The following is an 18,764-nucleotide window of genomic DNA, read 5'->3' as shown; positions in this document are numbered from 1 at the left end:
TTGCGCCCGCCTTTCGAACCCGGCCCCCACGGGGACCGGCGCCGCCTGCGCATCGGCCTGCTGGGCGGCAGCTTCAACCCGGCACATGAAGGCCACCGGCACGTGGCCCGCATGGCGCTGCGCGCCCTGCGTCTGGACCAGGTGTGGCTGTTGGTCAGCCCCGGCAATCCGTTGAAGCCGAAGAACGGCATGGCACCCTTTGCCGAGCGGCTGGCGTCGGCCCGCCGCATGGCGCAGCCGCCGCGCATCCTGGCCACCGGCATCGAGGCGGCGCTGGGCGAGCGCTACAGCGCCATGACCCTGCGCAAGCTGGCACGGCGCTTTCCCTGCGCGCGCTTTGTGTGGATCATCGGGGCGGACAACCTGTGGCAGTTGCCGCGCTGGCGCCGCTGGCGCGAGCTGGTGTCGCACACCCCCGTGGCCGTGCTGCCCCGCCCGAACTGGACGCGCCGCGCGCTGCACGGCGCCGCCGCCCACCGGCTGCGCCACGCCCGCCACCACCCCGGCGCGCTGCTGGCCCGCCCGCCGGACGACCTGCCGGCCTGGGCGCTGATCCCGGCGCGCGAGCATCCGGCCAGCGCCACCGCCATCCGCGCCGGCAACGGCCATGAGCGGCGGCGCATTGACCACGCAGGGGAATCGGTGCTGGCGAGGCACCGCCCACCCGCGCCATACACCGCTGCACAGTTGCACGACGCCCCGCACGAAGATCCCGAAGGACGCCCGAATGGCCCGCACCCCCAAGACCCCTGACGGCGACGCACCACGCCGCAAGCCGGCCGCCGCCACCCCCCGCGTGCCGGGCAAGGCCGCGACGCTGCGCACCGCCAAGCCCGCCGCCGCCGCCCGCCCTGCCCGCGCGGCCGCCGCCGAGCCGGGCGTGCCGCGCGCCGCGCGGGCCGCGGCCGCCGCCAAGGCGGAGGCGCCGGCGCGCAAGAAGCCCGAGGCGCGCGCCATCACCCCGCGTTCCACCCCGTCCCGCACCGCCGACAAGGCGCCGCGCAAGGCCGCCCCCGGCAGCAAGCCGGCCACTACCCGCGCCAAGCCCGCGGCCAAGGCGACCACCGGCAAGGCCTCGGCCCGGCCAACCCGCGCCGGCAGCGCCGTGCGCACCCCGCGCGAGGACGGCCCCGCCAAGCCCGCCCGCGCCAGCAAGCCGGCCCGCGCCGCCACCGCCCGCCCCAGTGCCGTGGCCCGCGCGGCCGCCAAGCAGACCGCGGCCACCATGCCCAAGGCGCAGGCCGAGGCCGCCGCGCGCGCGCGTTCCGCCGCCGAGAGCCGTGCCGCGCGGACGGAGAACATGGAGGCCGCGAAGCCCGCCAAGCTGAAGAAGGCCAAGGGCAAGGTGCCGCGCCAGAAGCTGTCGCCGCCCGAGATCGACCGCTTGGTGGCCGCCGCCGTGGCCAGCCTGGAGGATGACAAGGCCGAGGACATCCAGGTGCTGGACGTGGCGACCCGCGCCTCTTTCGCCGACCGCATGATCATCGCCACCGGCCTGGTGGAGCGGCAGATCAACGCCATGGCCGCCAAGGTGGAGAAGGCGCTTTATGAGCTCGGCTCCAAGCGCATCCGCACCGAGGCCTCGCCGGACTGGGTTTTGCTGGATGCCGGCGACCTGCTGATCCACCTGTTCCGGCCGGAGGCGCGCGCCAACTACCGGCTGGAAAAGATGTGGGGCCCCGACAGCCCGACCGATGGCCCGCTGGACGAGGACGCGCCGATCGCCGCCCCCGTCGCTTCCGACTTCGACGACGAGCCGGAGCAGTCGGATGACGAGGACCTGTCCGGCGAGTTCGAGGACGACGTGATCGACCTCAGCGACGACGGCATCCACATCGAGGACGAGAACATCGCCCCCGGCGACGAGGACGCCAACTGAGCCGGGCGCCGCTGCTGCTGGCCGTCGGCCGGCTGAAGCCAGGGCCGGAGGCGGCGTTGTTCGCGCAGCACAACGCCCGCCTCCGCCCGCCGCTCGCGGTGAAGGAGATCCCGGAGGCCCGGGGCTCGGCGGCCGAGATCCGCCGGCGGGAAGGTGCGGCGCTGCTGGCCGCCCTGCCGGATGGCGCGCTGGCTGTCGCCATGGACCTCGGCGGCGCCACTCCGGACAGCGAGGAGCTGGCGGCGCTGGTGGCGCGGTGGGAGGAAAGCGGCCGCGCGGTCGCCTTTTTGATCGGCGGCGCGGAAGGGCTGGACCCCGCCGTGCTGGCGCGGGCCGAGTTCCGCTTTTCCATGGGGCGGATGACCTGGCCGCACTTCCTGGTGCGCGGGATGCTGGCGGAACAGCTCTACAGGGCGCAGGCGATCCGCTCCGGGCATCCGTATCACCGGGCCTGGCGGCCCTAGCGGCGCCGGCCCGCGTGGCCGTCGCCGGAATTTCACCACGTTTCCCGGCCAGGAGCATCGCCGTCCCGGGTGCCCTCCCGTGCCCGATGCCGTATATTGCCGCGGCAAGAACCGCCCTCCTTCGCTGGGAAACGACACCATGAACGACATGCCGAACCAGACCCGCGCCAAGCTGAAGCCCGGCGTCGTCACGGGCCAGGATTACCTGACCCTGCTGGAAGCCTGCCGCGACGGCGGCTACGCCCTGCCGGCCGTCAACGTCGTCGGCACCAACAGCATCAACGCGGTGCTGGAAGCCGCGGCCAAGAACAAGTCCGACGTCATCATCCAGCTGTCCAACGGCGGCGCGCGCTTCTTCGCCGGCGAGGGCTGCCCCGATGCCGCGGCCGCCCGCGTGCTGGGCGCCGTCTCCGCCGCCAAGCATGTCCACACCGTCGCCGCCGCCTATGGCATCTGCGTGGTGCTGCACACCGACCACGCCGACCGCAGCCTGCTGCCCTGGGTCAACGCGATGATCGACCACGGCGAGAAGTTCAAGCAGGAAACCGGGCAGCCCCTGTTCTCCTCCCACATGATCGACCTGTCGGCCGAGCCGCTCGACGTCAACATCGCCGAATGCAAGACGGTGCTGGAGCGCATGGCGCCGCTGGGCATGAGCCTGGAGATCGAGCTGGGCGTGACCGGTGGCGAGGAAGACGGCGTCGGCCACGACCTGGAGGAAAGCGCCGACAGCGCCCACCTCTACACCCAGCCCGAGGACGTGCTGCAGGCCTGGGAAGTGCTGTCGCCGATCGGCCACGTCACCATGGCGGCCTCCTTCGGCAACGTGCACGGCGTCTACGCCCCCGGCAACGTCAAGCTGCGCCCGGAAATCCTGAAGGCCTCGCAGGAAGCCGTTGCCGCCAAGTTCGGCGGCGGCGACAAGCCGATGGCGCTGGTGTTCCACGGCGGCTCGGGCTCCGAGAAGGCGAAGATCACCGAGGCCGTGTCCTATGGCGTGTTCAAGATGAACATCGACACGGACACGCAGTTCGCCTTTTCCGAGCCGGTCGGCGCCTATGTCGAGGCCAACGCGGTCGCCTTCAAGCACCAGATCGACCCCTCCAACGGCAAGCCGACCAAGAAGCTCTACGATCCGCGCAAGTGGCTGCGTACCGGCGAGAAGGGCATCGTCAAGCGCCTGGACGAGGCCTTCGCGGATCTCGGCTCGGCCGGGCGCACGCTGGCGGGCTGAGCCGGCGGAGGACAGGCTGGGGGAAGGAATTCCCCCAGACCTCCATCTTCTTCTCAAGCACGACTGCGCCACGCCTCAGCCAGGGCGCTTCGGCACCACGGCTGATACGGAAGTCTGGCGAGAAAAAGCAGGGGGGGGGTGCAGGGGAATGCATTCCCCTGACCTTGCTTCTTCCCCATCGTATGGCCCGCCTGGGCATTGCCAGTGACAGCAGGGGGAAGGCGCGATGCGGAAATCGGTTCTGGCCGGGGGGCTCGCCGCCCTGCTGGCTTTCGTGGCCCCGGCCGCCGCGCAGCAGCGCACGCTGACCATCGCCGCCCATTACACCGCCGAGCAGATGCGGCCGCTGGACGCCTGCTTCCGTGAATACGAGCGGCTGAACCCGGGCACTCGCATCGTCTACCAGCAATCGGCCATCGCCGACTTCCTGCAAACGGTGATGACCTCGCGCATCGCCGGCACCTCGCCCGACATCTACAACGTGTATTCCATCTGGTCCGGGCAGATGACCGAGGCCGGGTTGCTGGCCGAGCCGCCGCGCGCGGTGCTGGACTTCATCCGTGACGGCTACGTGCCCAGCACGGTGGATGGCGTGCGGGCGCAGGGCAAGGTGTGGGGCATCCCGGCCGAGATCAGCACCTACATGCTGGTCTACAACAAGCAGCTGCTGCGCGAGGCCGGCTTCGACGCGCCGCCCCGCAGCTGGGCCGAGTTGCGCGCCATTGCCGCCAAGGTCACCAGGCGCAATGCGCAGAACAACATCACCACCGCCGGCTACGCCTTCGGCCCCACCGTGGCCAACGCGGCGCATCCCTTTCTGGCGCTGTTGGCCGCGCGCGGCGTGACGCCGCTGAAGCCCGAGGCCAGCGGGCTGGACACGCCCGAAGCGCTGGCGGTGATGACCGGCATGGCGCAGCTCTACGCCGACGGCAGCACCGCCAATTCCGTGCAGGTGCGCGACTTCCCCAGCGGCACGGTGGGCATGGCCATCATCGCCAACTGGTTCAAGGACACGCTGCGCCAGGGCTTTGGCGAGCGCTTCGCGGACACGGTGGGCGTCGCCCCCATTCCCGCCGATGGCCCGGACTGGCGCACCTTCCAATACGCCTTCTTCTGGGGCGTCGATGCCCGCAGCCGCAACAGGGAAGCCGCCTGGGCCCTGTTGCAATGGCTGAACACGCCCCGCGGGGGCGGCCGTTCCTGCGTTGGCGAGATGTTGCTGCGCATGGGCGGGCTGACCGGCAGCAAGGCGGACATCGCGGCCTCCGCCGGCGAGCTGGATGACGGCTTCACCCGCCCCTACGTGGAGGCCATCTCCGCCGGCCGCGCCATCGCCCTGCCCAACCTGCAGCGCATGAGCGAGGTGCAGCAGGCGCTGCGGCGGGCCATCGAAAAGGCCTGGGGCGGGTCGCTGTCTCCGGCCGATGCCCTGCGCCAGGCGGAGCGCGACCTCGCCCCCCTGCTGGCCGAGGACCGCTGATGTGAGGCGCGGCGCCGCCGCCTGGAACCGGCGCCTGACGCCCTGGCTGTTTCTGGCCCCCGCGCTGCTGCCGGGCGTGGTGTTCTTTCTGTTGCCGGGCCTGATCGCGCTGGTGCTGTCCTTTACCTCCTGGAACCTCCTGTCGCCCCCACGCTGGGTGGGGCTGGCCAACTACGCCTACCTGCTGGGCACCGACCCGGTCTTCTACCGCACGCTGCTCAACACCTTTGTCTTCGCCATCGGCACCGCGCTGCTCGGCATCCCGCTGGCGCTGGGCATCGCCTGGGCCATCGCGGCCAGCCATGGCAAGGCGTTCTGGCGGGTCATCTACTGGCTGCCGATGGTCACAAACGCGGTGGCCATCGCCTATGCCTGGCAGTTCGTGCTGGACCCGGCGGACGGCATCCTGAACCGGCTGCTGGGGCTGCTCGGGCTCGGTGGGCCGGACTGGCTGGGCTCGCCCGCCACCGCCATGCTGTCCGTTGTCGCCATCGCCACCTGGGCGAGCCTCGGCCACAACATCCTGCTGTTTTCCGCCGGGCTGGAGGAGATCGACGAGCGCCTATACGAGGCCGCCGAGATCGATGGCGCCGGGCCGTGGCGGATGCTGTGGTCCATCACCCTGCCGATGCTGCGGCCGACGCTGTTGTTCACCAGCGTCACCAGCCTGATCAGCGGCCTCGGCTCCTTCGCGCTGATCCTGCTGCTGACCAATGGCGGACCCGAAGGCAGCACCAACGTGACGGCGCTGTATTTCTACCAGATGGCCTTCGAGCACCTGCGGATGGGCCGTGCCTCGGCCGCCGCGCTGGTGCTCTTCGCGCTGATCCTGGTGCTGACGCTGATCCAGTTGCGGCTGCTGCGGGAAGGTGGCGTGGATGCTGATTGAGATGGTGCTGAAGCGGGGCCAGGGGAAAGCGTTCTCCCGGACCCCCATCCTTTTTCCGCCAGTTGGCGCAGGGTGGCGGGGAAGTGCCCATGGTGTTTCCACCGGGCCGCATGGTCTGAACCCGCAATCGCCGGAAGTCGCGGACCTTTGGCGCGCTCCCATGCCCGGCTCGCGGACAGGCAAGAAGAAGAGGGGGTCCGGGGAATTCTGTCCCCGGCCGTTTTCCACCCGCTGATGCGCCGCAGGTCCACGCCCGCCGCCGCGATCATCCGCTACACGCTCCTCACCCTCGGCGCCGTGGCGATGCTGTTGCCGTTTCTCGACATGGCCATCGGCGCGCTGCGCACGCCGGCCGAGTTGCTGTCGCGGCCGCTGGTGTATTGGCCGCGCGATCCGTCCTGGCACAACTTCGCCCGCGTATTTTCCGAGTTGCCGATGCTGCGCTGGCTGTTCAATTCGGCCGTCGTCACGCTGTGCATCACCGCCATCCAGCTTGTCACCAGCACCATGGCGGGGTTCGCGCTGGCCAAGTACCGGTTTCGCGGCAAGGCTCTTCTGATCCGGCTGGTGCTGGCGGCGCAGATCCTGCCGTTCTTTCTGCTGGTGGTGCCGATCTTCCTGGTCATCCGCTTCTGGCCGCTGGCCGGCGGCAACGACGTGCTGGGCCAGGGCGGCACCGGCTTTCTCGACAGCTACCTGGCGCTGATCCTGCCCTTCGCGGTGTCGTGGTACGGCATCTTCCTGATGCGGCAGTTCATGCTGGCGGTGCCAGATGAATTGCTGGATGCCGCGCGGATCGACGGCGCTTCCGAACTTCGCATCCTGCTGCGCATCGTCGTGCCGCTGGTGACGCCGGCGCTGGTGACGCTGGGAATGTTCATCTTCATCTACCAGTGGAACGAGATCATCTGGACCATGACGGTGACGCGCGCCTCACCCGACTTGCAGACGGTCCCGGTCGGCATCTACCTGCTGCGCGGCGCATTCGACGACGTGGCGCAGCAGGGGCTGCAACAGGCGGCGATCGTGGTGTCCACCGCGCCGGTGCTGCTGCTGTTCCTGGTGCTGCAGCGCTTCTACCTGCGCGGGGCGGTGTCGTCGGGGCTGACGGGCTGAGGCCGCATCGACTAGGTCGCGATGCATCCTGCCACGCTGACGCTTCAAATCAGCCCCGGAATTGCCATCTTGCAGCAATCCGATCGGGATCGGAACGAAAGGCGGCGGAACCTGTTCATGATGCATCGTCTGCTTGTGATGACCCTGGCCCTCACGCTCGCGGCATGCGGCGAGGATCGGTGGAAGACGATCGGCGTCGTTGTGACAGGGCTGGTCGTGGCCGCGCTGGCCAGCGCCAGCGGCGGCGGCCTCGGGCAAGGCGGGGCATTCGACCCCGAGCGCTACAACCCGGAAGATGATACCCGCTTCAGCCATCAGCCGCCCCGCGCACATATGCGCTAAAGCCAGCCGATCCGCCGCAGCAGCACGCTGCCCGGCTGCACCAGCACCGCCGTCAGGAAGATCCGCACCAGGTGGAAGGCCACCACCACCGGCACGTCCAGCAGCAGCGTCTTGGCGGTGATCGACATCTCAGACATGCCGCCGGGCGCGGTGGCCAGCACCATGCTCGCCGGGTCCAGCCCGAAGGCATGGCCGAGGCCGAGGCCCAGCGCCGTGCAGATGGCGGTCAGCAGCACCACGTGCAGGATGGAGCCCACCAGCAGCCGGCCGCTGCCGAGCAGCGCCGCGCGCTCGAACTGCACGCCGAGCTGCGCGCCCAGCAGCACCTGCGCGCCGGCGGTCAGCGCCAGCGGCACGCCGGTGACCTCGTATCCCATGGCGGTGATGCCGGCGCTGAACAGCAGCCCGCCCAGCAGCCAGGAATTGCGCACCCCGATGCGCGCCATGCCCCAGCCCAGCAGCGCGCCCGCCGCCAGCAGCGCGGCGAAGCCCAGCGGCACGAAGTCCCGCATCGCCGCCGTGACAGCGCCGCCGCCCGTGCCATGGATGCCGAACAGCGCGAAGCTGGTCGGCACCATGATCACCACGCCCACCACCCGCAGCAGCTGCGCGATGGCGACGGCGGTGGGGCGGGCGCCATAGCCCTCGCCGATCAGGCTCATCTCCGCGACGCCGCCGGGAATCGAGCCGAACAGGGCGCTGGCCTTGTCCAGGCGCGCCAGCCGCCCCAGCAAGGGCGACAGCGCGACGCCGAGCAGCAGGGTCAGCAGCGCGGTGGCCAGCACCAGCAGCGCGTGGCGGGCGATGTGCTCGCTGGCGCCGGGCGTGAAGAACAATCCCAGCGCGCAGCCCACCACCAGCAGGCCGCCGTTGCGGGCAGTGCGGCTGGCCGCCACCGGCAGGCCGGACAGCCGCCCGCCGGCAGCGAAGACCAGCGCCCCCAGCAGCCAGGGCAGCGGCGTTTGCAGCCAGAAGAACAAGGCCCCTCCCGCGCCGGCCAGCAGGTAACAGATGGGGTAGGACAGCAGCCGGCGGCGGTCAGGCGGCATCGGGCAGGCGGGCGGTGTGCAAAGGCATCGCCGGCTAGACTAATGGGTGTGCAGCGCAGCACAATGGTGCTGTGCAGCGCGCAGCCGGCTGGGCGGCAGCTCAGCCGCGCATGTAATGCCGCTCGGGGCGGTAGCGGCGCTGCCGCAGCCACTGGCGCAGGGTGCGCAACAGGCGGCTTTCACGGCGTGGGCGGGGGGCGGTGGCATCCATGCGAACGGGTCCCTGGTGCGGAGATCGGGACCCGTTCTGCGACACAAACGTTGCCGGGGCGTTAAGCGCGCCACAGCGCCGCGCCAGCGCCGAGTTTCGCGGTGGCGCGAAGCCGTGCTAGGCGCGCACCGTCATGATGGCCCGCGCATGTTCCGTTCCCTGATCCGCCACCCCACCACCCAGTCCTTTCTGGCGGGGCTGATCGGCCGCTACCTCGGCTTCTGCTATCGCACCACGCGATGGACGCTGGTGGGCGAGGCCAACATCCTGCCGCATGCCCGGCGCGGCGAGCCGCTGATCGTCGCCTTCTGGCACGAACGGCTGCCGATGATGCCGATGCTCTGGACAGTGGTGCACGCCCAGTATCCGGAAACGGCGCACTGGGTGCCGCATGTGCTGGTGTCGCAGCACCGCGACGGGCGCTTCATCGGCGACATCGTGTCGCGCTTCCGGCTGGTAATGATCCACGGCTCCACCTCGCGCGGCGGGGCGGCCGCCATGCGGGCGATGCTGAAGGTGCTGCGCGAAGGCAGCCCCGTGGCCATCACGCCGGACGGGCCGCGCGGCCCGCGCCGCGTGTCCAACGAGGGCGCGGCCCAGATCGCCGGCCTGTCGCGCATCGCGGTGCTGCCGACGGCGGCCTCCACGCGCCGCCACAAGCTGCTGCCGAGCTGGGACCGCATGATGCTGCCCCTGCCCTTCACCCGCGGCGTGCTGGTCTGCGGCGAGCCGGTGCGGGTGGACGCCAAGGACTCCCATGCGGGGGCCGAGATCATCACCACCGCGCTGAACGAAGCCTGCCGCCTGGCCGATTCCTGGATCGCCGGCACCGATGCCGGGGTGACGAGCCGCCGCGTATGACGGTGTCGCTGTGGGCGGCGCGGCTGGCGGGCGTGGCGGCGGCCCCCCTGCTGCCATGGCTGCTCCGCCGCCGCGCCGCGCGCGGCAAGGAGGATGCCGCCCGGCTGCGCGAACGGCAGGGCTTCGGCGCCGCCCGTCCGCCGGGCCCGCTGCTGTGGCTGCACGCCGCCAGCGTCGGCGAAACGCTGTCGTTGTTGCCGCTGATGGCGGCGCTGGTGGCGCGGCGGCCGGAGCTGCATCTGCTGGTGACCACCGGCACCGTGTCCTCGGCCGACATGCTGCGGCGCCGGCTGCCCGCCGCGCTGGTGCCGCACGTGTCGCACCGCTTCGCGCCCATGGACGTGCCTGGCTGGGTGGCGCGCTTTCTGGACGGCTGGCGCCCCGACGCCGTGGCCATCGCGGAAAGCGAGATCTGGCCCAACCGCATCGCGGCGCTGGCCGCCCGCGGCATTCCCGCCGCCATGGTCAATGCCCGCATCTCGCCCGGCTCGGCCCGTGTCTGGTCGCGCTGGGCGCCGGGGCTGGCGCGGCGGCTGCTGCGCTGCTTCGCGCTGGTGGTCGCCCAAAGCGAGGACGATGCCGCGCGGCTGCGCGGGCTGGGGGCCCGGGAGGCGGTGTGCTGGGGCAATCTGAAGGCCGCCGCGGAGCCGCTGCCGGTGGACGATGCGGAGCTGGCGCGGCTGCGGGGGCTGATCGGCGGCCGCCCGGCCTGGCTCGCCGCCTCCACCCACCCGGGCGAGGACGAGGTGGTGCTGGATGCGCACCGCCTTCTGGCGTCGCGCCTGCCGGGCCTGCTCACCGTGATCGCCCCGCGTCACCCGCAGCGTGGCCCGGCGGTGGCCGCCCTGGCCGCGCCCCTGCCCACCGCCCGCCGCGCCGCCGGCGAGGATCCCGGCCCCGACACGGCCGTCTACGTGGCGGACACGCTGGGCGAGCTGGGGCTGCTGTTCCGGCTGTGCGGCGTGGCACTGGTGGGTGCGTCGCTGGTGCCCAAGGGTGGGCACAATCCCCTGGAGCCCGCGCGCCTCGGCTGCCCCGTGCTGCTGGGCCCGCACACCGAGCATTTCCGCGAGGTGGCGGACGACCTGCTGGCCGCCGGCGGCGCCCGCCGGGTGGCCGATGCGGCAACGCTGGCCGAAACGGTCGCCGACGTGCTAACGAATCCCCAACGCGGCTCCGGCATGGCCCGCGCGGCGGCCACCGTCGCCGACAATGCCGCCCATCTGCCAGACCATCTGGCAGAGGCGCTGCTGGGCTTGTTGCCCCCCGTCCCCGGCACTCCGCCGGTGGCTTAGAGGCCTTTCCGGCTTCTGGCCGTTGTTTTGGCGAGCATCCGTTCCTGCCCGTTCCAGGCAGGACGGCTCATGACGAGAAGGACTGGTTCCGGGTTCATGCGTGCCCCCGACTTCTGGAGCGGGGACGGCGGGGGAATCGCGCCCCTGCTCCTGTCCCCCCTGGCCGCCCTCTACGGCGCCGCCACCGCGCGGCGCGTGGCACGCCCTGGTCTGCAACTGCCCATTCCCGTGATCTGCTGCGGCAACGCCACCGCCGGCGGCGCGGGCAAGACCACCGTTTCGCTGGATATCGGCCAGCGCCTGGCGCATCGCGGCGTGGCCGCGCATTTCCTGACGCGCGGCTATGGCGGCAGCCTGAAGGGCCCCGTGCGGGTGGACATCGAGCGCCACGACAGCAAGGCCGTGGGCGACGAGGCGCTGCTGCTGGCCGGCACCCGCCCCACCTGGGTGGCGGGCGACCGCGCCGCCGGCGGCCAGGCCGCCATGGCCAACGGGGCGCAGGCCCTGATCATGGATGACGGGTTGCAGAACCCGGGCCTGAACAAGGACCTGTCCCTGCTGGTGGTGGACGGCAACTACGGCTTCGGCAACGGCCGCATCATCCCCGCCGGGCCGCTGCGCGAGCCGGTGCAGGCCGCCGCCAGCCGCACCCGCGCCGCCGTGCTGATCGGCGAGGACGAGAGCGGCGCCCTGGCGCAGCTGCCGCCCGGGCTGCCCGTGCTGCGCGCCCGGCTGGTGCCGGGGCCGGAAGCGGAGCTGCTGGCCGGGCAACCGGTCTTCGCCTTTTGCGGCATCGCCAATCCGCGGAAGTTCTTCAACTCTTTGCAGGAGGTCGGCGCCGTGGTGGCCGGGCGCATGCCCTATGCCGACCATTACCCCTTCGACTCCGGCGACCTGCGCGAACTGCTGGCGGAGGCCGACCGCCTGCGCGCCACGCCCATCACCACCGCCAAGGATTTCGTGCGCATCCCGCCCGCCTTCCGCTCACGCGTGAAGGTGCTGACCATCCGGCTGAAGTGGGACGACCCGCTGGCGATCGAGGCCCTGCTGGACCCGCTGGCGCAGCGGGTGCCGGTTCCGGCGTGAAAGACCGCAGGCCCGGCGCTTAGGCGGTCCGGGCCAGCAGTGCGCGCAGCTCCGCCTCCACCGCTTCCGCCGGGATGGCCGCGATGCTGTCCCGCCGCAGCCAGGCCGCGCGGGGGCCACGCGGCGCGCACAAGGCCGGGTCGCTGTCCGAGCCGAACACCGCCAGCGTCGGGCAGCCGGCGGCGGCCAGCATGTGGGTGGGGCCGGTGTCGTTGCCCACGGCGGCGTCCGCGCGCCGCCCCAGGGCGCCGATCTGCGCCAGGGTGGTCTTGCCGGTGAGATCCAGTCCGTCCGGCCGGGCCTGGAGGATCTCGGCGGCAAGGGGGGCCTCGGCGGGGCCGCCCAGCACCACCGGGGGCACCTCCAGCCGCCGCGCCAGCTCGGCGAACCGCGCGGCGGGCCAGCGCTTGCCGGGCCGGCCGGGCGACGCACCCGGCACCAGCAGCACAAAGCGCTGCGGCAGCGCGAAGCCCTCCAGCGGGTCGTCCAGCCAGTCCAGCGCGGGGGGCGGAAACTCGGTGATGCCGGCGATGGCCAGCTGCTCCCGCTGCCGCTCCACCGTGTGCAGGCTGTTGCGCGCGGGGTTGGCGGCGTGGTGGCTCTGCACGCCCGACCAGGGCACCGCGCCCGTCAGCCAGCGGTAGCGGGAGGAACGGCCGGAGGTCTGCAGGTCATAGACCCGGTCGAAGCGACCGCGCCGCAGCTTCAGGGCCAGGGCCGGCAGGCCGCGCCAGCCGGGGCGGCCGTCCGGCCAGATGCGGTCGAACCATGGCGCGCGGGCCAGCAGCGGCGCGAAGGGCGGCGTGGTCAGCAGCGTGATCTCCGCCTCCGGGTGATGCGCCCGGATGGCGGCGAAGGGGCCGAAGGCCTGCACCACGTCGCCCAGCGCGGCCAGCTTGATCACCAGGATGCGGCGGGCGGTCACAGCAGCTCCCGGTACACGGCCAGCGTGGCGTCCTGCATGGCGCGGGTGGTGTAGTTGCGCTGCACCGCGGCGCGCGCCTGCTCACCGATGGCCACGCGCTCCGCCGCCGGCAGCGCCAGCGCGCGGGCGATGGCGGCGGCCAGCGCGGCGGCATCCCCGGGCGGGACGCGCCAGCCGGTGCGGCCTTCCTCCACCGTTTCGCGCGGCGCGCCGAGGTCGGAGGCGATCACCGGGCAGCGCATGGCCTGCGCTTCCACGATGGTGCGGCCGAAGGCCTCGGCATCGGTGGAGCAGTGCAGCGCGAGGTCGGCGAGCAGAAAGGCGGCGGGCAAATCCTCGCAATGGCCGGGCAGCGCGACGTCATCCCGCAGGCCGAGCGATACGACCTGCTGGCGCAGCTCGGCGGCATAGCGGCCACGGCCCGCGTCCCCGGCCAGGATGGCGAAGGGGCGCGGGGCCGGCAGGCGGGCCAGTGCCTGCAACAGCACCCCCTGCCCCTTCCACCGGCTGATGCGGCCGGACAGCAGCAAGACGGGGCGGCCGGCGGGCAGGTTCCAGGCATGGCGCAGCGCCTCGACACGCGCGGGCGACACCGCCTCCGGATCGAAGCGCCGCATGTCCACGCCGCGCGGGATGATGCGAATGCGGGCGGGGTCGGTGCCGTGGCGCTCGCGGATCAGCTCCGCGATGTAGTGGCTGATGGCGACCACGCGGTCGCCGCGCGCCATCACGGCGTTGTAGGCGCGCTTGCCAGGGAAGTTCTCGTTGTAGCTGCCGTGATAGGTGGTGACGAAGCGCACGCCCTCGCGCCGCGCCGCCAGCAGCGCCGACCAGGCGGGCGCGCGGCTGCGGGCGTGGACGATGCGCACGCCATGCTCGCGGATCACCGCGCGCAGCGCGGCCGCGTTGCGCCACAGGGCCAGCGGTGACTTGCGATCCAGCGGCAGGGAAACATGCGTGGCACCCAGTGCCTCCAGCTCCGCCACCATGCGGCCACCGGCGGAAGCGACCAGCGGGCGGAAGCCGGCCTCGGCCTGGGCGGCGGCAATCTCCAGCGTGCCGCGCTCCACGCCGCCGGCGTTGAGCGCGGGCAGCACTTGCAGGATGGCGGGGCGGGTGTCGGGCATGAGGCGCGGGATAGCGCGATGGGGCGGGTTTGTCAGCCTTGGGGGCGGTGGAGGAAGGAATTCCCCCAGACGCCCATCTTCTTTCTGATTTGGATGACGTCGTGGCCGTGGGAGCGCTCCGCTGCTCCGGCAGGACCGGTGAAGAACAGACAAAGAAAAGATGGGGGCTCGGGGGAATTCCTTCCCCCGACCTTCGCTACCCCCCCTTCACGCCACCCGCCGTCAGCCCGGCGATGATCTGCTTCTGCGCCGCCAGCGTCAGCAGCAAAACCGGCAGCGTCACCATCAGCGCGGCGGCGGCGAGCGGGCCCCAGGAGATCTGCTCGAAAGTCAGCATGTTGTTGACGGCCACCGGCAGGGTACGCGTCTCACGCCCCGCCAGCACCATGGCGAAGATGAAATTGTTCCAGGAGAAGATGAAGGACAGGATGGTCGCCACCGTGATGCCCGGCATGGCCAGCGGAAAGGCGACGTGGCGGAAGGCCTGCCAGATGGTGGCGCCGTCCACCAGGGCCGCTTCCTCCAGCTCGCCCGGCAACCCCTCGAAGAAGCCGATCATCACCCAGACCACGATGGGCACGGTGATGACGAGGTGGGTGATGACGATGGGCAGCAGCGTGCCGGTCAGCCCCAGCCACTGGAACAGGAGGAACAGCGGGATGAGGTAGGACAGGCCCGGCGTGATGCGCGCGATCAGGATCAGCATCGCCGCCTTGTTGGCCTGCATCTTGGCGATGCCGTAGCCCGCCGGCACGCCGATGACGATGGCCAGCGCCGTGGCGCTGAAGGACACGACGATGGAGTTCCAAGTATACAGCAGGAAGTTGTTGTTCTCGAACACGCTCATGAAGTTGTCCCAGACCGGCGGGTCGGGGATGAAGACGGGCGGAAAGGCGGTGTTGTCCAGCTCGGTCTTGAGCGACAGCGACAGCATCCACAGGAACACCATGATCGCCGGCGACACCAGGAACAGCACCGCCACGCCGAAGCCGAGCTTCTCCAGCAGCTTCTTCATGCCTTGACCCTCTTGCGCGTCCACAGCAGCAGGGAGGCGAGGCCCACGATCATGGAAAAGAACACCACCACCACGGCGCTGGCGTAGCCCATGTTGTAGTAGGCGAAGCCCTGCAGATACAGGAAGATATTGATGGTCTCGGAGCTGGTGCCCGGCCCGCCCTGGGTGATCACGTAGATGGTGTCGAAGGCCTTCAGCGCGTCGATGGTGCGGATGATCAGCGCCACGACGATGAAGGGCGCGAGCAGCGGCAGGGTGATGTGCCAGAAGGATTGCAGCGGACTGGCGCCGTCGATCTTGGCGGCTTCGTAGGGGTCCTGCGGCAGGGAGGCGAGGCCGCCCAGCGTGATCAGCATCACCAGCGGCGTCCAGTGCCAGACCTCCACCATCACCAGCGTCGGGATGACGGTGCGGGCATCATAGACCCACATGCTGGGCGGAATGCCGAACTGCGACAGGAGCCAGTTCAGCACGCCGAGCTGCGGGTGGAACATCATGGTCCAGACCAGGGCCACGGCCACGGGCGTCGCCATCATCGGCAGGATGAAGATGGTGCGGGCCAACCCCCGCAGCGGGAACTTTCGGTTGAACACCAGCGCCGCGGCGACGCCCAGCACCATGGGAAAGAACACCGCCATGGCGGTGAAGTACAGCGTGCGCAGGATGGACCACAGGAAGCGCTCGTCGGTGAACAGCTTGCGATAGTTGTCGAGGCCGACGAACGCGTGGCCGCCGCCGATCTTCCAGTCATGCGTGGACATGAACAGGGTGAACAGCCAGGGAAACAGGATCACGCCGAACACCACCACCCCGGCGGGAACGACGAACATCCAGTATTTCCGGGCATAGTTGCGGCGGCGCGGCGCGGCGGCGGTGCCGGCGGGTGCCAGGGTCGCGGTATTGGCCGACATCACGTGGCCCTTTCCGACTGTTCGAGAACGGGACGGAAGGCGTCCGTCGCCTTCTTCAGCTCGCCAGCCGCGTCGGCACCGCCCAGGCAGTTGACCAGCGCGGTCCCGATCGTGTCGCGGAATTCCGTCACCGGCAGGATCTCCGGCAGGCCGGGCCGCGCGATGCGGATGCTTTCCACCAGCGTCGTGAAGTATTCGCGCGGAAAGGTGCCGCCGCTGGACGCCGCCTCGCCGCTGAACGGCGAAAGGCGGGTCGGCGCGCCGGCGCCGGTGGCCAGCATGCGCGCCTGGTTCTGCTTGTTCAGCACCCACTGGATGTACAGCCAGGCTGGCCCCTTGCGGGTGGAGGCCTCGGAAATTCCGAGGCCGGTGCAAAAGAACGCGGAATGCCGGTGCGCGCTGCCGGCCGGCACCACCGCGTAGCCCAGCTTGCCGGCGACACGGCTCCGCTTCGGGTCTTCCAGCGGCGCGGCATAGCCCACGCCGTCGATCCAGAAGGCGGCGCGGCCTTGCATGAAGGTGGTCTGGCACTCGTTCCAGTTGAAGGCATTCACGCCCGGCGGCGCGCAGTCGCGCATGATGCGCGCGTATTGCTGCGTGGCGGCGATGGCGTCCGGCGTGTCGGTGATCAGCTTGCGGTTGCCGTCGATCATGTCCCGCTGCGGCGTGCCGAGCAGAAAGGACGACCACAGCGTCATGTTGGCATTGCGCAGGCCACGGCCGACAAAGCCGTATTGCTGCTTGGCCGGGTCGGTCAGCGCCTTGGCGGCGGTGTACAGCTCGTCAAAGGTCTGCGGCACCGCGACATTCTTCGCCGCCAGCATCTCCTTGTTCCAGTAGAGGATGAAGTGGTCGACATCGAGCGGCAGCGTGTCCAGCCGCCCGTCCGCCTGGGTGGCATAGGCGATCGAGGCCGGGCTGAAATCGGCCATGTCCAGGTCGGGCGCGGTGATCGAGGCATCGGCGATCAGCGGCCGCAGATCGGTGCACCATTTGGCGCGCCCGACCTGCAGCTTGTTGACGTGCAGGCTGATGTTGATGACGTCGAAGGACGGCTTGCCGCTGGAGAACTCGATGGCGAATTTCTGCCGGTGCTGCTGTTCCGGGATCTGCTCGGCGCCGACCTTGATGCCGGTCAGCTCCTCGAACTCCTTGTGGTACTGGAACAGCAGGGTGGAGCGCGGGTTGGCCACCAGGCTGACCTCCACCCGCTCGCCCTTGAAGCGCTTCCAGTCGAAGCCTGATTGCGCGCGGGCGGCGCCGGCCAGGGCGGGCGCCGCCAGCAGGCCGGCCGCGCCCCGCAGCGCCGCGCGGCGGGTGAACTCGGACATTCTCTTCTCTCCCCGCGGAGGCTTGGCGCCCCCGTCGTGCTTATGCCCGTCATTGCGCCATGCGGCCGGGGCGCTGTCCAGTGACTTGTGGAACACGCCGGCAAGCCACCGGACCCCGCCTCAGGTGGCGCGTTCGGATGCTTCCAGCACCGGGCGGAAGGCTTCCGTCGCCTTGCGCAACTCGGTCGCCGCGTCGGCGCCGCCGATCAGGTTGGTCAGCCCGGCGCCGATGGTGTCGCGGAACTCTGTCACCGGCACGATCTCCGGCAGGCCCGGCCGGGCGATGGCCAGCGCTTCGCCCAGCGTCTTGACGTAGTCGGGCGGGAACACGCCGCCGCGGATCGCCTGCTCGTTGCGGAAGGCGCTTTGCCGCGCGGGCGCGCCGGCGCCGCCGGCCAGGTAGCGCGCCTGGTTTACCTTGCCCGTCGCCCATTGCAGGTACAGCCACGCCGCCTTCTTGCGCGCGGGCGAGGACATCTCGCTGATGCCGAAGCCGTTGCCGAACAGCGCGCCATGGTGGTTGGCCGGGCCCGCCGGCGCCACCGCGTAGCCAGTCTTGCCCGCGACGCGCGAGCGCTTCGGGTCCTCCAGCGGCGCCGCGAAGCCCGGGCCGTCGATCCAGAAGGCGGCACGGCCCTGCATGAAGCTGGTTTGGCACTCGTTCCAGTTGAAGCCGATGGAGCCGGGCGGCGCGCATTCGCGCATCAGCTTGGCATACATCTCCGCCGCCCAGACCGCGTCCGGCGTGTCGGTGATCAGCTTCATGTTGCTGTCGATGGTGTCCATCTGCTGGGTGCCCAGCAGAAAGGACGTCCACAGCACCACGTTGGCGTTTCGCAGGCCACGGCCGACAAAGCCATAGACCTGCTTGGACGGGTCGGTCAGCGCCTTGGCGGCGGTGTACAATTCATCAAAGGTCTTTGGCACGGCGATGTTCTTGGCCGCCAGCAGGTCCTTGTTGTAGTACATGAACCAGGGGTCGGCGAATTCGGGCAGCGTGTCCATGCGCCCGTCAGGCTGGGTGGAATAGGCCACCGCACCCGGCGTGAAATCCGCGAAGTCGAAGTCGGGCGAGGTGATCGAGGCATCGGCGATCATCGGCCGCACGTCGGCGCACCACTTGGCGCGGCCGACCTGGCGCTTGTTCACATGCAGGCTGATGCCCACCACGTCGAAGGACGGCCGGCCGGTCGAGAACTCGATGGCGAATTTCTGCCGGTGCTGCTGTTCCGGAATCTGCTCGGCGCCGACCTTGATGCCGGTCAGCTCCTCGAATTCCTTCTGGTTCTGGATCAGGATGACGGAGCGCGGATTGGCGGTCAGGCTGACTTCCAGCTTCTCGCCACGGGCCAGCTTCCAGTCGAAGGCGGATTGCGCGTTCGCCTTTTCCACCAGGGCCGGCATGGCCAGAAGGCCGGCAGCACCCTGCAACGCGCCGCGGCGCGTGATCTTGAACATCGTTGCTTCCCTCCGTGGCCCGGCTCGCGCGGGTCTTGCGGTTTTCCATGGTTTCACCGCCGCGCCCCGGATGGCAAGCAGGATCGGGCTG

At 70.7% G+C, this 18,764-nt stretch carries 18 protein-coding genes; 11 read left to right on the top strand and 7 right to left on the bottom strand.

All coding sequences use genetic code 11. The features are described from left to right. The 8 genes from IAI59_RS08385 to IAI59_RS08350 all read left to right on the top strand — a co-directional run bounded on the left by IAI59_RS08385 (position 1) and on the right by IAI59_RS08350 (position 7,404). Positions 1-753 carry a nicotinate-nucleotide adenylyltransferase gene (locus IAI59_RS08385; RefSeq protein WP_207416615.1) on the top strand — a complete coding sequence of 251 codons (753 nt, stop codon included), beginning with the start codon at positions 1-3 and terminating at the stop codon, positions 751-753. After that, positions 728-1,879: a ribosome silencing factor gene (gene rsfS, locus IAI59_RS23425; protein WP_336512468.1), complete on the top strand. Its 1,152-nt coding sequence runs from the start codon at positions 728-730 to the stop codon at positions 1,877-1,879. Before IAI59_RS08385 ends, rsfS begins: the two co-directional genes overlap by 26 nt. Positions 1,880-1,893: 14 nt before the next feature. Beyond that, positions 1,894-2,343: a 23S rRNA (pseudouridine(1915)-N(3))-methyltransferase RlmH gene (locus IAI59_RS08375; protein ID WP_207417063.1), complete on the top strand. Its 450-nt coding sequence runs from the start codon at positions 1,894-1,896 to the stop codon at positions 2,341-2,343. 139 nt (positions 2,344-2,482) lie between these two features. Next, positions 2,483-3,577 (top strand): class II fructose-bisphosphate aldolase, encoded by a 1,095-nt coding sequence (fbaA, locus tag IAI59_RS08370; protein WP_207416616.1) that lies wholly within the window; start codon positions 2,483-2,485, stop codon positions 3,575-3,577. A 226-nt stretch (positions 3,578-3,803) separates the two neighbouring features. Further along, positions 3,804-5,057, top strand: a complete 1,254-nt coding sequence (locus tag IAI59_RS08365) for an extracellular solute-binding protein (protein WP_207416617.1) — start codon at positions 3,804-3,806, stop codon at positions 5,055-5,057. A gap of 1 nt (position 5,058) precedes the next feature. Further along, positions 5,059-5,946, top strand: coding sequence for a carbohydrate ABC transporter permease (locus IAI59_RS08360; RefSeq protein ID WP_207416618.1), 888 nt, complete (start codon positions 5,059-5,061; stop codon positions 5,944-5,946). A 234-nt stretch (positions 5,947-6,180) separates the two neighbouring features. After that, complete coding sequence (locus tag IAI59_RS08355) at positions 6,181-7,062, top strand: carbohydrate ABC transporter permease (RefSeq protein WP_207416620.1); 882 nt, start codon at positions 6,181-6,183, stop codon at positions 7,060-7,062. A 117-nt stretch (positions 7,063-7,179) separates the two neighbouring features. Next, positions 7,180-7,404 carry a hypothetical protein gene (locus tag IAI59_RS08350; protein ID WP_207416622.1) on the top strand — a complete coding sequence of 75 codons (225 nt, stop codon included), beginning with the start codon at positions 7,180-7,182 and terminating at the stop codon, positions 7,402-7,404. Here IAI59_RS08350 and IAI59_RS08345 read toward each other — a convergent pair. Further along, on the bottom strand, positions 7,401-8,453 hold the full coding sequence (locus IAI59_RS08345) for an AbrB family transcriptional regulator (RefSeq protein WP_207416624.1): 1,053 nt from the start codon (positions 8,451-8,453) through the stop codon (positions 7,401-7,403). The genes IAI59_RS08350 and IAI59_RS08345 overlap by 4 nt on opposite strands. Positions 8,454-8,811: 358 nt before the next feature. Here IAI59_RS08345 and IAI59_RS08340 point away from each other — a divergent pair, with 358 nt between their 5' ends. The 3 genes from IAI59_RS08340 (at position 8,812) to lpxK (ending at position 11,906) form a co-directional block, all read left to right on the top strand. Then, on the top strand, positions 8,812-9,525 hold the full coding sequence (locus IAI59_RS08340) for a lysophospholipid acyltransferase family protein (RefSeq protein WP_207416625.1): 714 nt from the start codon (positions 8,812-8,814) through the stop codon (positions 9,523-9,525). Beyond that, positions 9,522-10,820, top strand: a complete 1,299-nt coding sequence (locus IAI59_RS08335; RefSeq protein ID WP_207416626.1) for a 3-deoxy-D-manno-octulosonic acid transferase — start codon at positions 9,522-9,524, stop codon at positions 10,818-10,820. Before IAI59_RS08340 ends, IAI59_RS08335 begins: the two co-directional genes overlap by 4 nt. Positions 10,821-10,916: 96 nt before the next feature. Beyond that, positions 10,917-11,906 (top strand): tetraacyldisaccharide 4'-kinase, encoded by a 990-nt coding sequence (gene lpxK / locus IAI59_RS08330; protein ID WP_207416627.1) that lies wholly within the window; start codon positions 10,917-10,919, stop codon positions 11,904-11,906. A gap of 19 nt (positions 11,907-11,925) precedes the next feature. On the opposite strand, the gene IAI59_RS08325 is transcribed toward lpxK, so the two are convergent. The 6 genes from IAI59_RS08325 to IAI59_RS08300 all read right to left on the bottom strand — a co-directional run bounded on the left by IAI59_RS08325 (position 11,926) and on the right by IAI59_RS08300 (position 18,673). Then, a complete protein-coding gene (locus IAI59_RS08325; protein WP_207416628.1) occupies positions 11,926-12,831 on the bottom strand; it encodes a glycosyltransferase family 9 protein in 906 nt (301 codons plus the stop codon). After that, on the bottom strand, positions 12,828-13,958 hold the full coding sequence (locus IAI59_RS08320) for a glycosyltransferase family 4 protein (protein ID WP_207416629.1): 1,131 nt from the start codon (positions 13,956-13,958) through the stop codon (positions 12,828-12,830). The genes IAI59_RS08325 and IAI59_RS08320 overlap by 4 nt, the downstream gene beginning before the upstream one ends. Positions 13,959-14,154: 196 nt before the next feature. Then, the gene (locus IAI59_RS08315) at positions 14,155-14,973 is read right to left on the bottom strand and encodes a carbohydrate ABC transporter permease (RefSeq protein WP_207416630.1); all 819 of its coding nucleotides are present in this window, start codon (positions 14,971-14,973) and stop codon (positions 14,155-14,157) included. Continuing rightward, positions 14,970-15,884, bottom strand: coding sequence for a carbohydrate ABC transporter permease (locus tag IAI59_RS08310; RefSeq protein WP_237180621.1), 915 nt, complete (start codon positions 15,882-15,884; stop codon positions 14,970-14,972). Before IAI59_RS08310 ends, IAI59_RS08315 begins: the two co-directional genes overlap by 4 nt. Further along, positions 15,884-17,215, bottom strand: coding sequence for an ABC transporter substrate-binding protein (locus IAI59_RS08305; protein ID WP_207416632.1), 1,332 nt, complete (start codon positions 17,213-17,215; stop codon positions 15,884-15,886). The genes IAI59_RS08310 and IAI59_RS08305 overlap by 1 nt, the downstream gene beginning before the upstream one ends. A gap of 120 nt (positions 17,216-17,335) precedes the next feature. After that, complete coding sequence (locus IAI59_RS08300) at positions 17,336-18,673, bottom strand: ABC transporter substrate-binding protein (RefSeq protein WP_207416633.1); 1,338 nt, start codon at positions 18,671-18,673, stop codon at positions 17,336-17,338. Positions 18,674-18,764 lie beyond the last annotated feature (91 nt).

Source organism: Roseomonas haemaphysalidis, assembly GCF_017355405.1.
GTDB lineage: Bacteria > Pseudomonadota > Alphaproteobacteria > Acetobacterales > Acetobacteraceae > Pseudoroseomonas > Pseudoroseomonas haemaphysalidis.
The sequence above is the reverse complement of the archived record's forward strand: the minus strand, read 5'-3'. Positions and strand labels throughout refer to the sequence as shown.

What these genes read in the sequence shown, in the direction of transcription:
- rsfS (WP_336512468.1), top strand. Translation starts at nt 728, where the DNA reads ATGGCCCGCACCCCCAAGACCCCTGACGGCGACGCACCACGCCGCAAG.
- fbaA (WP_207416616.1), top strand. Translation starts at nt 2,483, where the DNA reads ATGAACGACATGCCGAACCAGACCCGCGCCAAGCTGAAGCCCGGCGTC.
- IAI59_RS08365 (WP_207416617.1), top strand. Translation starts at nt 3,804, where the DNA reads ATGCGGAAATCGGTTCTGGCCGGGGGGCTCGCCGCCCTGCTGGCTTTC.
- IAI59_RS08355 (WP_207416620.1), top strand. Translation starts at nt 6,181, where the DNA reads ATGCGCCGCAGGTCCACGCCCGCCGCCGCGATCATCCGCTACACGCTC.
- IAI59_RS08350 (WP_207416622.1), top strand. Translation starts at nt 7,180, where the DNA reads ATGATGCATCGTCTGCTTGTGATGACCCTGGCCCTCACGCTCGCGGCA.
- IAI59_RS08345 (WP_207416624.1), bottom strand. Translation starts at nt 8,453, where the DNA reads ATGCCGCCTGACCGCCGCCGGCTGCTGTCCTACCCCATCTGTTACCTG.
- IAI59_RS08340 (WP_207416625.1), top strand. Translation starts at nt 8,812, where the DNA reads ATGTTCCGTTCCCTGATCCGCCACCCCACCACCCAGTCCTTTCTGGCG.
- IAI59_RS08335 (WP_207416626.1), top strand. Translation starts at nt 9,522, where the DNA reads ATGACGGTGTCGCTGTGGGCGGCGCGGCTGGCGGGCGTGGCGGCGGCC.
- lpxK (WP_207416627.1), top strand. Translation starts at nt 10,917, where the DNA reads ATGCGTGCCCCCGACTTCTGGAGCGGGGACGGCGGGGGAATCGCGCCC.
- IAI59_RS08320 (WP_207416629.1), bottom strand. Translation starts at nt 13,958, where the DNA reads ATGCCCGACACCCGCCCCGCCATCCTGCAAGTGCTGCCCGCGCTCAAC.
- IAI59_RS08315 (WP_207416630.1), bottom strand. Translation starts at nt 14,973, where the DNA reads ATGAAGAAGCTGCTGGAGAAGCTCGGCTTCGGCGTGGCGGTGCTGTTC.
- IAI59_RS08310 (WP_237180621.1), bottom strand. Translation starts at nt 15,884, where the DNA reads ATGTCGGCCAATACCGCGACCCTGGCACCCGCCGGCACCGCCGCCGCG.
- IAI59_RS08305 (WP_207416632.1), bottom strand. Translation starts at nt 17,215, where the DNA reads ATGTCCGAGTTCACCCGCCGCGCGGCGCTGCGGGGCGCGGCCGGCCTG.
- IAI59_RS08300 (WP_207416633.1), bottom strand. Translation starts at nt 18,673, where the DNA reads ATGTTCAAGATCACGCGCCGCGGCGCGTTGCAGGGTGCTGCCGGCCTT.